General features: G+C 43.3%; 10 protein-coding genes. 6 read left to right on the top strand and 4 right to left on the bottom strand.

The window, feature by feature from the left end:
• Both AC06L3_RS04180 and AC06L3_RS04185 read left to right on the top strand, forming a co-directional pair.
• On the top strand, nt 1–720 hold a 720-nt coding region (locus tag AC06L3_RS04180; protein ID WP_475669364.1), incomplete at its 5' end, for a PPC domain-containing protein.
• Nucleotides 721–795: 75 nt separating this feature from the next.
• Complete coding sequence (locus AC06L3_RS04185; RefSeq protein WP_475669365.1) at nt 796–2,061, top strand: BPL-N domain-containing protein; 1,266 nt, start codon at nt 796–798, stop codon at nt 2,059–2,061.
• A 109-nt stretch (nt 2,062–2,170) separates the two neighbouring features.
• Here the strand turns inward: AC06L3_RS04185 and AC06L3_RS04190 are convergent, their stop codons facing one another.
• The 4 genes from AC06L3_RS04190 to AC06L3_RS04205 are packed head-to-tail and all read right to left on the bottom strand — an operon-like array spanning nt 2,171 to nt 9,850.
• On the bottom strand, nt 2,171–3,793 hold the full coding sequence (locus tag AC06L3_RS04190) for a RagB/SusD family nutrient uptake outer membrane protein (RefSeq protein WP_475669366.1): 1,623 nt from the start codon (nt 3,791–3,793) through the stop codon (nt 2,171–2,173).
• A gap of 24 nt (nt 3,794–3,817) precedes the next feature.
• Entirely contained in the window at nt 3,818–7,054 is a 3,237-nt protein-coding gene (locus AC06L3_RS04195; protein WP_475669367.1) for a SusC/RagA family TonB-linked outer membrane protein, read from the bottom strand.
• 45 nt (nt 7,055–7,099) lie between these two features.
• A complete protein-coding gene (locus tag AC06L3_RS04200) occupies nt 7,100–7,885 on the bottom strand; it encodes a succinate dehydrogenase/fumarate reductase iron-sulfur subunit (protein ID WP_475669368.1) in 786 nt (261 codons plus the stop codon).
• 18 nt (nt 7,886–7,903) lie between these two features.
• Entirely contained in the window at nt 7,904–9,850 is a 1,947-nt protein-coding gene (locus tag AC06L3_RS04205; RefSeq protein ID WP_475669369.1) for a fumarate reductase/succinate dehydrogenase flavoprotein subunit, read from the bottom strand.
• A 214-nt stretch (nt 9,851–10,064) separates the two neighbouring features.
• On the opposite strand from AC06L3_RS04205, the gene AC06L3_RS04210 reads away from it, so the two are divergent.
• From AC06L3_RS04210 to AC06L3_RS04225, 4 genes are all read left to right on the top strand, one after another.
• Nucleotides 10,065–10,610, top strand: a complete 546-nt coding sequence (locus AC06L3_RS04210) for a DUF4251 domain-containing protein (RefSeq protein WP_475669370.1) — start codon at nt 10,065–10,067, stop codon at nt 10,608–10,610.
• 1 nt (nt 10,611) lies between these two features.
• Nucleotides 10,612–12,972 carry a glycoside hydrolase family 20 protein gene (locus tag AC06L3_RS04215; RefSeq protein WP_475669371.1) on the top strand — a complete coding sequence of 787 codons (2,361 nt, stop codon included), beginning with the start codon at nt 10,612–10,614 and terminating at the stop codon, nt 12,970–12,972.
• Between the two features lie 323 nt (nt 12,973–13,295).
• Nucleotides 13,296–14,318, top strand: coding sequence for a Holliday junction branch migration DNA helicase RuvB (gene ruvB, locus AC06L3_RS04220; protein WP_475669372.1), 1,023 nt, complete (start codon nt 13,296–13,298; stop codon nt 14,316–14,318).
• A 42-nt stretch (nt 14,319–14,360) separates the two neighbouring features.
• Complete coding sequence (locus AC06L3_RS04225) at nt 14,361–15,665, top strand: carcinine hydrolase/isopenicillin-N N-acyltransferase family protein (protein WP_475669373.1); 1,305 nt, start codon at nt 14,361–14,363, stop codon at nt 15,663–15,665.
• Nucleotides 15,666–15,673: the final 8 nt, after the last annotated feature.

The following is a 15,673-nucleotide window of genomic DNA, read 5'->3' on the forward strand; positions in this document are numbered from 1 at the left end:
TATGATTTTGGCGGTGATTTGTACATCGACAGTGTATATCACAACGGCGGCTGCTACGCTGCTATTGAGAACGGCGCTCTTCCGGAGGGTACTGTAGTTCTTACAAGATACGATGCAGATACCATGAAGCTCAAGAAACCTGCACACAAAAGAATTGCTTCCTGGGCTTACAAGGCATCTGAGAATTCCGGCAGGGTAGTGGCAGTTGGCTCACACCCTGAAAGTTCGGTTTACGGAGAAAAGCTCGATTATATGGCGGCTATGGTAAAATATGCCATTGACGGCAACAGGGCTCCGCAAGTGAAGGCTGAACTCGGGAAAGGAGTGGCCAGAAAAATGATTTACGGCAGCAGTGCAGGCAAGCCTGAATATGCGAAAATAGGGGACAAGCAATATCATCACTACACCATTGATGTTCCGGAAGGGGTGGAGACACTCACCGTTCATCTTGAATCAATTCCGGGAATGAAGAATTTCGACCTCTATGCTCTTGCCAACAGCGGCGGTTTCGCATGGCTGGATACAGCACAGTACAGGAACATAAAGCTCGGCGTTGACAAAACCCTGTTCGTGAACAAACCAAAGGCCGGCAAGCTGTACATTTCCGTTTTCTGCGCCACCACTGTTGATACAAAGCAGACATTCTGGGGAACCGAATACTGCGGCCGCACCGATGTGCTCAACGGCGTTCCATACATAATCACCGTTGATTACAAATAATGAGTCCTTAATGATCAAGGAACACATGAATCAAGCGGACATACAATATTGAATGAACTTAAAACCAATACAATCATGTTCAAAAGAACAATCACCTGCATCTGTGCACTGGCAATGCTCGTTTCATTGAGCTCCCAGGCACAGACAAGATACAGCGGATACTACAAGGATCTGCTCATGGACGGAGGAATAAAGCTCAATTCCTATCCCGACCTCCCCGCAGCCCATTTTCTAGGCCTTACAATGGACAATCTCACATCTCCCGACTCAGACTTCACCCTGAGCGACACCCTTGCTCAAAACGCCATTTTCCGCTCCTGTGACCAGGATGAGAACGGTTATTTATTATACCCCGATGGTTCACCAAGATTCAGGGTGGTGTATTTCAACGGCGGCAAGGCCACAGCTCATGGAACTTCCTTGGGAAAGGAAGGCCTTGACCACGTAAGGGCATTCGTTGCGGCCGGCGGAAGCTACGTTGGGACCTGTGCAGGAGCTTTCATCTGCAGCAAGGGAACCGTGCGCAACGGCAAATACGAGGACAACGAGCACTATCTTGGAATATGGCCCGGCTACACTACAGGCACCAGACTTGAAAAGAGCGCAACAGGCATGTACGTGGAAAAGAAATCTCCACTGCTCAAGTACTACGATTTCGGCGGCGACATGATGATTGACAGCGTCCGTCACAACGGAGGATGTTATGCGCACGTTGAGGACAATTGTCCTGAAGGTACCGAGATACTTCTCAGATATGAAGGCGATACTCTCTCACAGCTCAAGGAATCCATTCATAAAACAGTAAGCGGATGGGCTTACAAGGCATCTGATAAAAGCGGCAGGGTAGTGGTCATTGGCTCTCATCCGGAAAGAATGACAAGCGGAGAGCGTCTGGAATTGTTCAGCGCAATGATACGTTATGCCATGGACGGCAATGGAAGACCAAGCGTGAAAAGAGTCCTTGCTGCCAACGACACGGTGTATATGACAAAGAACAACCGCATAGGTGACCGCCAGTTCCACCACTTTGTTGTGAACGTTCCCAAGGGATGCAAGGAACTCACGATTAATCTTGGTTCCCTGAAAGGCTGGGGTGATTTTGACCTTTATCTTTTTGCAAATTCCGAAGACTTTGCCTGGAACGACAACTCACAGTACAAGAACGTTGCAAACGGCATTGCAAAACAAATAAAGATAAACAACCCTAAGGCCGGAAAACTTTACATTTCAGTTTTCTGCGCAACCTCTGTTGAATCTGTTCCAGGACGCAACGGTTTCGTTTACACCGGCCGCACCGATGTTCTCAACGGTGTTCCTTACACCATCACTGTAAAATATTAAGTTCTTAATCCGGCAGTTGGCCGGAAACAAAGCAAAAAAGAGGGGCGCTGCATTGAGCGTCCCTCTCTTTTATGTTCGGACAGATTGGAATCTCCAACCATATGAATTATTAAATAGCGTGGTTGTAATCCTTCTCTTTCTGAGGAACTACCCATGTCTGATTGTTCATATCAGTTGGCTTGATTGTAAGAGCAACAGCTGCAAACCAACTGCCTTTACCTTTATCCTCGCCTGTAGCCTGGATGCTGATACGATTGATTGTATCATTCCAACGTTTGATATTGAACCAGTTGAAACCTTCACCCCACAACTCTATCTTGGTGTAGAGTTTGATATGGTCAAGAAGATCTGAGTCTGCAACAGTTGAATTGTCATAAGCTACGTCACGTCCTGTATTCTTTGTCATAGTTGTAAGGAGTGATCTTGCTTCTGAATACTTACCCTGCATGCAAGCAGCCTCTGCAGCATTGAGGTACATTTCTGAAAGTCGCATCAAAGGAACGTCTGTAATAGCTGTACCAACAACCTTGGAATCTTTTGCGAACTTGAACTGCATGTAAATGTACGGAGTGAAAGTGGTAAGAGGGAAACCGGCGTGTGAGTTAAGGAAATCCACATCCTTTGCATACTGGTATGCAAGGTCAACTGAAGCAGTTGCTGAAATCTTGCCGGAAGCAGCTGTATAGGAAATCTTCTTTGGAGATTCAGGTGCCTCACCATAGTAAGGATTGTCAGGATCCAGGAACATCTTCTTTCTGATATCAGTTGCAGGAATCTGAGTGTAAATCTGCTTGCTCATACACTTTGGATATGTACGGCACTGTGAAGCCTGAACATTCCATCCAACGTATGCTGCAAATGAGTAGTAGTAAAGGTCCTCCTGCTCGTTTCCAACAAGATACCATATCCACTCATTGTTTGCGTGGCAGAAACCTTTCCTGTATTCGTCTGTACTCATCAGAGAATATGATTTTCCATTGATTATTGCCATTGACATATCATATGCTTTCTGCCAATCCTGCTTTGCCAGAGCAATACGAGAATAGATTGCGTAAGCAACGTCAAGACCCATTACATCAGTGCTTGTACGATCGTATGAAGCCTTGTAGCAACTGATTGCCTCATCAAGGTCTGCATAAATCTGATCATAAAGCTGTGAAAGTGTGCAAAGAGGCATGTCACCTGTTGAGGTGTCGAGACGAAGAACAACAGCCTTTGATTCAGGAGCACCTGAGTCAACCCATCTGCGACCATAGAGCTGGCTGAGATAATAGTATGCATATGCCCTGTAAGTCAAAGCCTGAGCTTTGATGAAGTTCAAATCTTTAGGATCATCGTTGATCTTATCCACGTTTTCAATGATACTGTTGGCATTTCCTATTATCATATAATAAACGTGCCAAGGGTGGTAATCGTATGTTGAAGTAGCACTGTCGTGGTATTTACCGCAGATAGTGTTTGTCCAACCTGTAAGATATACTGTGAGCTCGTCACCTGGATACTCGCCGTAGTACAGCATTGTTGTACCCTGGCCGTTCCAACCCTGTGAACTGAACCACTGTTTGCGAAGAAGTCTGTTCAGACCGTTGATGGCCATCTTCATGTTTTCTGCTGACTCGAATACTGCAGAACCTGAAATACTGCTTGTAGGAGCTGTATTCAAATAATCCTTTGAACAGCCGCAGAGCAACAGAGCAAAGAGTGATATGAATAATATATAAGTTTTTTTCATAATGTTCTTAGTGTTAAAGGTTCATTACAATGTTATGTTCAAACCGAATGATATAACCCTTGCTGTATTGAATCCAACATCGATTGTACCACCCAGACTCTGCTGTGAGTTCATACCTTTCTTGGCTGTGAAAGTTGCAAGGTTATCTACAGAAGCATTGAGCTGAATCTTGTTAAGATTGATCTTGTTCACCCAAGCCTTTGGAAGCTTGTAACTCAAGGTGAGGTTCTTGATTACAACTGCATCACCGCTGTACTGGAAACGTGTTGAAGTAGCGTTGATATCACCGCTGTATGTGTTGTCAACAATAGGGAAACCATTTGCGCTGATACGGTCTGCAGATGTCTCTGTCATACCTGCAGGAATTTCTGTCCAAGCCTTGAGCATATCCTTATGGTATGCATGAGGTGTACCGGCAGCAGATACGTATGTCTGGTATGTGTAGTCAACAACCTTTGAACCGAACTGGTAGGTAACCAATGCTGAGAATGAAAGATCCTTCCATGAGAAGTTGGTTGAGAAACTTCCGAATATCTTTGGAAGCGCTGAACCTGACCAGTCCTTCTTTGCATATGTGGTCTTCATCACATAATCCTTGCCATTGATATTAACGGCATATTCTGCAGGAACCTCTGTCCTTTCATCCTCCAGTGGGTTTGTACCTACATAATATTCATCTGTATTGAGCTCATACAGGCAACGGCCTGTCATCTGGTCAATACCAACATACTGGTACATCCAGTAATCATAGATACCGCCACCCTCAACATATTTCTTGGTACCGTTGATGATACCTTCTGCCCTGTTCTGTTCAGGCAAAGTGAGAATCTTGTTCTTTATGAAAGTTGCATTCATGCCAACATTCCATCTGATGTTCTTTGACTTGTAAACATCAACGTCAAAACCTAACTCCCAACCTCTGTTGGCAACTGAACCAAGGTTCATTGTCTGGGTTGACTCTGCTGAACCTGTAGAGGTACCGCCGGCTGAAAGCGGCTGGTAAACGTCAAAGAGCAGGTCCTTGGTGGTCTTGTCGAAATACTCTATGCTTACGTTCAATCTGTTGAACAGACGGCCTTCGAGTGCAACGCTGAATGAGTTTGCAGACTCCCATACCAAATCCGGAGCTTCGTTCTGTGTCTTGTAAACACCTGCTGCTCCAGCGTATGTATCCTTGTCATAAAGTGACATGTATGAATAGTAACCTGCTGAAGCATCGTTACCAACCTGTCCGTAAGAAGCCCTGAGCTTGAGGTTGTCAATCCACTTGATATCCTTCATGAAATTCTCCTTGCTGATTATCCAGGTAGCACCTGCTGACCAGAAGTTACCCCAGCGGTTGTCAGGATGGAATCTTGATGAACCGTCACGTCTGAATGAAGCCTCAACATAGTACTTGCCATTATAATCATACTTTGCGCGTGAGAAGTAACTCTCAAGTTTGTAGAAGTTCTTGTAACCGTCACCGCTTGTTACGTTGTTGAAGTTGTCCAGTTCATATTTACCGAAGAATGTCTCGTCTTTCTTGTAAATATACTCATCTTCGTATGTGTAATTATAATTCTCGTGACCGAGGAGGACCTCAACTCCGTGTTTGCCCCACTCATGATGCCAGTTGAGCAATTGCTGGAATGTATAGTTCTTGTAGTATTCAAGATCTCTTGAAGCACGTCCGTGGTCACCGTGACCATCACCAATCATTGAGTTGGAGTATGTACGGTAGTTGCTGCTTCTGAGGCTGATGTCACCCTTCATTGAGAATGTCAAATCTTTGTAAAGTTTGATATCGGTTGAAACAGTGGCGTTGGTTGTCCATCTCTGTGTTCTCTTCAAATCAAGCTCATTCTCCCAGATAGCATGACGGGCATTCAACTGTGAACGGCCTCTTTCACCGCCATTATCATACATCTTTTCTCCATTTGCATCAAGAATATATGCTCCTGTCTCGGGATCATGCATGTAAACAGGATAGATAGGAGATATTATCTGACCGAAATACAGAGGGTTAACAATTGTTGTAGTACCTGTTGAGATACCGTTCTTCTCCTGCATTGACGCACCGAGAACCAAACCTGCCTTGAACCATTTGGTAGGGTTCACGTTAACGTTTGCACGTGCTGTCCAACGGTTGAAGTCAGAGAAATCAATCTGACCTTCCTCATTGAGGTAAGCTACAGAGAAGTAATAGTTGCTCTTCTCTGAAGCGCCCTGAGCACTTACATTGTACTCCATACGCTGTCCGTGCCTTTCAATACGGTCATACCAGTCAAGGTCATCATAAAGAGGATTGATCTGTGCATTGTAATTGAACTTGCCGTTTGCATCAAAGAGCTGGTCCTTTGATACGTTGAAAATGTTGTAGTCACCAACATTGCTCCAGAATGAATCCTTCACACTTGCAATGGCTTCTTCCCTTGTCTTGGATGCACCGCTTGAAAGCTGACCGTATACCTGGCCGTTGAAATGAACCTGCATCCAGTCTTTTGCGTTAAGTTTGTCGTAATCAGGAATACCTCTTGAGTAGATACCGTGATTTACAGTAGCGTTTACGGTTACCCTGTCACTCTTACCTTTCTTTGTGGTGATCATGATAACACCGTTTGATGCGCGGTTACCGTAAAGAGCTGCAGATGTAGCATCCTTCAACACTGTGAGGGACTCAATATCCTGAGGGTTGAGGTCTGAGATGTTACCACCGAAAGGAACACCGTCAATGATATAGAGAGGAGTGTTGCTACCGTTTACGGAACCCACACCTCTGATTCGGATGGTTGCATCCGAGCCAGGCTCACCGTATGTACTGTTAACCATTACACCGGTTACTGTACCTTCGAGAACATTGGTTACACTTGAAATAGGACGCTGCTCGATTGCTTCAGCCTTGACTGTTGCAACAGCACCTGTCACTGATTCCTTCTTTGCTGTTCCGTATGCAACAACTATTACATCGTCCAGAGCTTCCGTTTCAGGAGCAATGACAATGTCAACCTGAGCCTTACCGTTTACAGGAACTGTAACAGTTGTGTAACCGATAGAGCTTACAACAAGATTGGCGCTCTTTGGAGCGTTAATCTGGAAGTTGCCCAGTTCATCAGTGGTAGCTATGGTCTTTGTGCCTTCAACAACAACTGAGGCATAAGGAACAGGCTCATTGCTTGACTGGTCAACTACAGTACCTTTTACTGTTATGTTCTGAGCATAAGCCGCGCAGCAGAACATTACAGATACAAGGCACGCAATGAATAATTTGAAATTCCTCATAATAAGAGTTTTTAGGTTATTATTAGGGTAAAAAATGGGAAAAAATTAGTCTTTTAGTTTTGCCGCAAGGAACTCCCTGTTCAAACGTGCAATGTTTGAAACGGAAATCTTCTTAGGACATTCCATTTCACAGGCGCGGGTGTTTGTGCAGGCACCGAATCCGAGTTCGTCCATCTTGGCAACCATGGCCTTTGCCCTGCGTGCTGCTTCAATCTTACCCTGAGGAAGCAATGCAAGGGTGCTGACTCTTGCTGCAACGAACAGCATTGCTGAACCGTTCTTGCAGGTTGCTGCACAAGCTCCGCAACCAACGCATGAAGATGCATCCATACTCTTGTCTGCATTCTCTTTCCTGATTGGAATAGCGTTTGCATCAGGAACTCCACCGGTATTCACGGAAATGAAACCGCCGGCCTGGAGAATCTTGTCGTATGCTCCTCTGTCAACTACAAGGTCCTTTATGATAGGGAAGCCTGCGCTTCTCCAAGGCTCTATTACAATTGTCTGGCCGTCCTTGAACTTACGCATGTAGAGCTGACAGGTTGTAACTGCGCTCTCAGGACCATGGGCCCTTCCGTTTATGTAAAGGGAACAAGCTCCGCATATACCCTCCCTGCAATCGTGGTCGAATGATACAGGACCGCTGTGCTGCTCCTTGCATCCTTTGCTGAAAGCAACCGGATCTATCTGCTCGTTTATGAGCTGCTCGTTCAAAATATCCATCATCTCAAGGAAAGAAGTACCCTCAGAGATGTTGTTCACCTGATATGTTTCAAAGTGACCTTTGCTTTGCGCGTCTTTCTGACGCCATACTTTTAAAGTAAAATTCATAATTGGCTTCTCCCTTAATTAGTCTTTATAGTTACGTGTTGCAACGTGTGCGAATTCGAATTTCAGAGGCTCCTTGTGGAGTTCAGGCTCAACACCCTCTCCCTTGTACTCCCAAGCCGATACATACATGTAGTTTACATCGTCACGCTTGGTTTCGCCTTCCTCTGTCTGCATCTCCTCGCGGAAGTGACCGCCGCAGGACTCGTTCCTGCTCAGAGCGTCCCTTGCCATAAGTTCTCCTATTTCAAGGAAGTCTGCAACACGGAGAGCTTTCTCCACCTCCTGGTTGAATACGTTTGTATCACCGGCAATGTAAACGTTGCTCCAGAACTCTTTCTTCAAAGCCTGGATGAGCTCTATAGCCTTCTTCAAACCGGCCTCGTTCCTTGCCATACCAACATATTCCCACATGATATGACCGAGTTCCTTATGTATTGCGTCAACGGTCTTCTTGCCCTTGATGCTCATAAGTTTCTCAATCTTTGCCTTTACAGCGTTCTCGGCCTCAACGAACTCAGGAGCGTTGATGTCTGTCTTAGGCTCCTTGAATCTGCTTGCAAGGTAATCACCTATTGTGTAAGGAAGAATGAAGTATCCGTCTGCAAGACCCTGCATCAAAGCGGAAGCGCCAAGGCGGTTTCCACCATGATCCGAGAAGTTGGCCTCACCTATTGCATAAAGACCAGGTATGGTTGTCATAAGGTTGTAGTCAACCCAGATACCACCCATTGTATAGTGGATTGCAGGATAAATCATCATTGGCTCATCGTGAGGGTCAACGTCGTTGATTTCCTTGTACATATCGAAGAGGTTGCCGTATCTTGCATCAACAACATCACTGCCAAGGCGTTTGATGGCATCCTTGAAATCAAGGAACACTGCCTTTCCTGTGTTGTTAACGCCATATCCGGCATCACAGCGCTCCTTTGCCGCACGTGAAGCAACGTCACGTGGAACAAGGTTTCCGAATGCAGGATATCTTCTTTCAAGGTAGTAGTCACGGTCCTCATCAGGAATCTGTGAACCTTTTATTTCACCTGCCTGAAGTTTCTTTGCGTCCTCAATCTTCTTAGGAACCCATATTCTGCCGTCGTTTCTGAGTGACTCGCTCATAAGTGTGAGCTTTGACTGCTGGTCACCGTGGATAGGAATACAGGTAGGGTGAATCTGTGCAAAGCAAGGGTTTCCGAAGAAAGCGCCTTTCTTGTAGCACTGCCATGCAGCTGAACCGTTTGAGTTCATGGCATTGGTTGAAAGGAAATATACGTTACCGTAACCGCCTGAAGCAATGACAACTGCGTGAGCGCCGAAACGCTCTATCTCGCCTGTTACAAGGTTTCTTGCAATGATACCTTTAGCCTCACCGTTGATGAGCACCAGATCAAGCATCTCATGTCTTGGATATGATTTTACGCTTCCTTTGGCAATCTGACGGTTAAGAGCTGCGTATGCGCCAAGAAGAAGCTGCTGCCCGGTTTGACCGCGTGCGTAGAAGGTACGGCTGACCTGAGCACCTCCGAATGAACGATTGTCGAGCAATCCACCGTAATCCCTTGCAAAAGGAACACCCTGTGCAACGCACTGGTCAATGATATTGTTGCTCACCTCTGCCAGGCGGTAAACGTTTCCTTCCCTGCTTCTGTAGTCACCACCCTTGATGGTATCATAGAACAGACGATAGATTGAATCGTTGTCGTTCTGGTAGTTTTTGGCGGCATTGATACCACCCTGAGCTGCAATTGAATGAGCTCTTCTTGGTGAATCGCTTATACAGAATACTTTTACATTGTAACCCAGTTCTCCAAGTGAAGCGGCTGCGGAAGCGCCACCAAGACCTGTACCGATTACTATGATTTCCATTTTGCGCTTGTTTGCAGGTGAAACCACCTTTATCTGCGCTTTGTGCTTTGTCCATTTCTCTGACAAAGGACCATCCGGAATGTGTGATATTAGTTTATCAGCCATTTGTTTATATTTTAAAATACTTATTTTAGTCTTAATTTTAACAATTGCCTCCTACCGCATATTAATATGCATACAACAAAGGATTTTACAATTTTACGGAATAATTATCAAATATGCAACCATTTTGGTTTTTTTTAGTTGAACTTGTTAAAAAACTATATTAACTTTGACAAAAATGAAACAAAACGAAAAAAATAAGTAACATAGGAGTTATATGAAAAAATTCATCGTATTGATGCTGGCTCTGTTTCTGGCAGCATCGCCTGTAATTTCGGAATCATACGCCCAGGAGCAGAAGGTCAAACTTACAAGAGCCGAGAAGAAAGCGCTCAAGGAAAAGAAAAAGGCCGAGGAAAAGGCAAGATTGGAAAATGCTCTCAAGACCTGCAATTACAAAATAGTGATAAATAGGATATATCCTTTCGGCATGAATGCCATCACTACCAATGACGGATATTATATCAAGATTGAGAACGGAGTTCTTGACATGCATGTTCCATATATGGGTTCATCAACAAGCGCTGTCTGGGGTGAACAGAGGCAGGGAATAGATGTGGAGGCACAGAAAATCACAATTACCAGCCAGTACAATGAGAAGGATGAGAGCTGGATATATCTCTTCAATTTCATAAATGACAATATAAAGGACAATAATACCTGTACAATGGAAATATATGACAATGGTACTGCAAATATCAGGATTGAAAGCCACAGCAGAGATGCCATTCAGTACAGCGGAGAAATAAGATTTGACAAATAATATGAAGAATATAATCACAGCAATATGCCTTGCCGCACTTATGGCTGCAAGCTGCACCAGCAAGGAGAACAATCTCAATATTGTCCCTAAACCTGCATGCATTGAAACAAGGAGCGGAAATTTTGAAATATGTCCGGGATTGAACATTGTTTCAAACAATGTATTTTGTGCGGAATATCTAAAGGAATATCTTGTATGCGCACCTGGCATTGATTCCAATCTGAGCAGTACAATTATTCCTGCCGGAAACGAGGATGTATGGAAAGAATACTGCAACAAGGAAAAATGTATTCTTCTTGTCATTGATGAAGATTTCAAGCTTGACGCATATTCCAACAATGAAGGTGAACCAAACGAAGCCTATGCTTTGAATGTGAACAGAAAGAACATTACCATAACGGCTGCTTCACAGAGCGGTCTGTATTATGGTATTCAGACCTTGCTCCAGATGCTTCCGGCAAACGTTTACTGCAAGAATGAGGCTGATTCAACACAGCTGGAGAACTGGACAGTTCAGGCAGCGGATATCAAGGATTATCCAAGATATGCATGGAGAGGATATATGCTCGATGTTTCAAGGCAGTTCTTTGACATTGATTTCTGCTACAAGCTTGTTGACTGGATGAGTGCTCATAAACTCAACAAGTTCCACTGGCATCTTTCCGATGACAACGGTTGGAGGATTGAAATAAAGTCACATCCTGAACTCACTGAAAAAGGTGCCTGGAGAGGTCCCGGTGAAGTTCTTCCTGAAGCTTACGGTTCAGGCAAGAAGAGATACGGCGGATTCTACACACAGGATGATGTCAGAAAATTCGTTGAATACGCACAGGAAAGAGGTATTGAAATCATTCCTGAAATTGATATGCCGGGCCATAGCAAGGCTATAGTAAGCGTATATCCTTGGGCAGGATGCACCAATCCTTCAGAGTTCGTGAGCGTGAACGGTGAAACAAAGAATATTCTCTGTGTAAGCAATGACAAGGTTTACACCCTGATAGATGATATAATCGGAGAACTTGCGGAACTTTTCCCTGGTAAATACATTCATATTGGCGGTGATGAAGTTCAGTTCAAGAACTGGGAGGAATGTCCTCATTGCCAGGCTTTCATGAAGGAAAACGGCTGGGATGAAGAAAGGGAGCTGCAGAGATATTTCGTGAGGAAAATGGATGAGATAGTTTCCTCTCACGGAAAAATAATGTGCGGATGGAGTGAGATTGCAGATATGGATCTGAAGAACAACAAGGGCAGGAGCGAGGATGAAATAAAACGCACTTTCTCAGATCAGACCATTATCTGGGCATGGAAGGAAAACACCCAGTGTATTGATTTCCTCAAGACAGGATATCCTACAATATTCCAGATAGCTCAATACAGCTATTTCGATATGAAGTATTCCGAGTTTGAAAGAGGTCATACCTGGGCTTCAATTGTTTCTCTTGAGAAAGCATACGCTATTAATCCTGAAAAGATGGTTGATTCACTATCGCAGGTGGAATATGGAAAGCCTGCAAGTGAAAAGGAGAAGTCTTATATAAAAGGTTTGCAGTGCGGTCTGTGGTGCGAGCTGCTCAACAAGCCTGCAAGATTTGCTGAATACCAGTTATTCCCAAGGGCCTGCGCTCTGGCTGAATCTGCCTGGACAAATGAGAACAGCAAGAATTATGAAGACTTCTACGGAAGAATGCAGAAAAAGCATTTTGAAAGACTTTACAATATGGGTATAGCCTTCAGGGTTGAACCTCCATTGGTTGTATATGAAAATGGAAAACTCATTGGTAAATCTGACTATATAATAAGGTATACTTGCGATGGTGGAAGTATTCCTAATTCATCTTCACCTGTCATGGACGTACCTATTGAAACGAATACACCTGATATGTACAGGTTCGCCGCTTTTTACAAGGATGATCTGAAGAGCATTACTATGCTCCCACAAGGAATTGCACCTGCTGAATATCTCAATCCTGAAACAAGCATTGAAACATCCTTCAAGGCAGAAGTGAAAGGTTTTCCTATGTCCAATATCACGGATTATGATTTCATCACATACTGGAGAACTGAAAGGATGGCCAGAAAAGGTGATTACATAACTTACAGATTTGCGGAACCTGTGGATTGCAGCAGGATAGTTGTTGAAAGCGGTATTCCAAACATTGACATGTATGGCATAACCGATGGATATGTTGAATACAGCTGTGATGGAATCTCCTGGGTGAAAGCCAATGATTTCGTTGATAATGTATCTGTTATTGACAATAGGGAGAATAGATTGAAAATCAGTGCTGTACGTATTGTTTTCACAGATACCAACGATGGTTTGAACGTTAGTGTACAGGATTTGAAGATAGAGAAGTGACAACTATTGAAAAACTGTTGAAAAGTTCAATACTTATCAACAATGAGTGTTTATAAATACTGAAAAATAAATTTTGCAAATTCATTCACGTAAATGCATATAATTATTTGATGCAAGTGCAAATTATTTCTTAACAAAAAATAAAATTTTATCAACATTGGAACTAACATTCATTGATGATGTAAATTTTAAATGTTAAAAAATATATACGCTTGTTTCCAGTATCTTTCATCAGTATTGAATTCTGCAAATAAATTTATCAACATATCAACAGGCAATTATAAACACTAAAAGAATTTTTAAAGAATTTTATATTTATTGTTATGGATGTTTTTGATCCCAGAAAAGTATCCGAGACTTCTGAAAAGGATATAGAAGGTTTCATCCGTCCTCATGAATTCAATGAATTCTCAGGACAGGACAAAATCCTTCAGAATCTCAAGATATTTGTAAAGGCGGCAAAACTCAGGGGTGAGTCTCTGGATCATGTGCTTCTGCACGGACCTCCGGGACTGGGCAAGACAACTCTTGCAAATATCATAGCCAATGAACTTGGAGTAAATCTGAAGGTTACAAGCGGACCTGTGCTTGACAAGCCTGGTGACCTTGCCGGCATACTTACAAGTCTTGAGACAGGAGACGTGCTTTTCATAGATGAGATTCACAGGCTTCAGCCCATAGTTGAGGAATATCTTTATTCCGCAATGGAGGATTTCAGGATAGACATAATGATAGACAAGGGTCCTGGAGCAAGAAGTGTTCAGATTGCTCTCAATCCTTTCACCTTGGTTGGTGCAACAACAAGAAGCGGTCTGCTTACATCTCCTTTGAGAGCAAGGTTCGGAATAAAGTGCCAGCTGGAGTATTATAATGCGGAAGTTCTTCAGAAGATAATAATGAGGAGCGCTTCCATACTCAACATAAAGGCTGAACTTGACGCCGCCCTTGAAATTGCTGTAAGAAGCAGAGGTACTCCAAGAATTGCAAATGTATTGTTAAGAAGAGTAAGGGATTTCGCCCAGGTTGAAGGAAACGGTATAATAAATCTTGAAATTACCAGGTATGCCCTTGATGCCTTGAACATTGACAAGAAAGGACTTGACATGATGGATAACAAGATATTGACAACCATCATAGACAAGTTCAACGGCGGTCCTGTTGGAATAAATACAATAGCAACGGCAGTAGGGGAGGATGCAGGTACAATCGAGGAGGTTTATGAACCATATCTTATAAAGGAAGGATTCATACAGAGAACTCCAAGAGGAAGGGAAGCCACAGATCAGGCGTATGCTCATCTTGGAAGAACAAGAAACAGTCTGTACAAGGATACTTTGTTTGAGTAAAAGAATTAATTTTGTAAAACTATCGCAGTAAAATATAATAATATGAAAAGCAGTTTTTTTAAAGTGGTGCTGGTTGCAGCCGTTCTAATGGTTTCATCAGATATTTTTGCCTGTACATCGGCAATCTTTACAGGTAAGGTAACTCCCGACGGAAGACCTCTTCTCTGGAAACACAGGGATACAGGTGAACTGAACAACAGAATACAGTATTACAAGGGTGAGAAATATAGTTTCCTTGCTCTGGTGAATTCTCCTGAGGCTTATGATTTCAAGGAGGCATGGAGCGGTACCAATGAGGTTGGTTTTTCAATAATGAATACCGCATCCTACAATCTCAAGGATGATGATGTAGATGACAGCAAGATGGATCATGAGGGTGAAGTAATGTGGAAAGCTCTTTCAACATGCAGAACCTTGAAGGATTTTGAGAAGATGCTTGACAAACTTCCAAGACCAATAGGTGTTGAATCCAATTTTGGTGTCATTGACGCTGAAGGTGGTGCAGCTTATTATGAGGTGAACAATCACAAATGGGTGAAGATTGATGTGAATAATCCAAAGGTTGCCCCTATGGGTTATCTTACATATACCAATCATTCATATACCGGCAGATTGAACGAAGGAAGCGGTTATGAAAGATACACCAATTCTGACAATATCATCAAGACTGCTATTGCACGTGCCGAGAAGATAACTCCTGAATTCATTTTCACAAAGCTTGACTGCTCATACAATAACGAAATTCTCGGCCTTGACCTTGTAAAGGAGAATTCAAAGGCTGGTGAAGGTCTGCTTCAGAGAGGAACAGGTTTCTTTGTGGATCAGGATTTCATTCCAAGAAGAAGCACATCGGCAATGATAATAGTTAAAGGTGTGAAAGCTGGTGAGAATCCGCTCAATACAGTAATGTGGACAATGCTCGGTTATCCTGCAACTGCAACTCCGGTTCCTGTATTTGTAAAGGCAGGTGAAAACCAGCCTGTTTATATGGTTGCAAGGGAGAACAAGGATGTCAAGGAATATGACAATCTGCTCAAATTCAGAAATTATGAAATTTCAGAAAAGAATTCCGTTATGTGTGACTATTCACTTCTTTTCAAGAAGGATATTTTCTGCATAAGCAGGGGTAACGGCAAGGATTATTTCAATTTCAACAAGGTTTACAATCCGTACGGAACAGGTTACATGCAGCAGCTTTCCGAACTCAATTCAATAATTTTCAGAGAAGGCAGCGTTCTTGTTGAAAAGAACAGGGACAAGGAGTATGACAAGGAAGCTTTCAATGCCTTCTATGACAGGATTGGAAAAATGATAATTGAAAATTATACAAAGTTGCTTGAAAAATAATCTTATTG

The sequence above is a fragment of the Candidatus Egerieousia sp. genome, assembly GCF_056211015.1.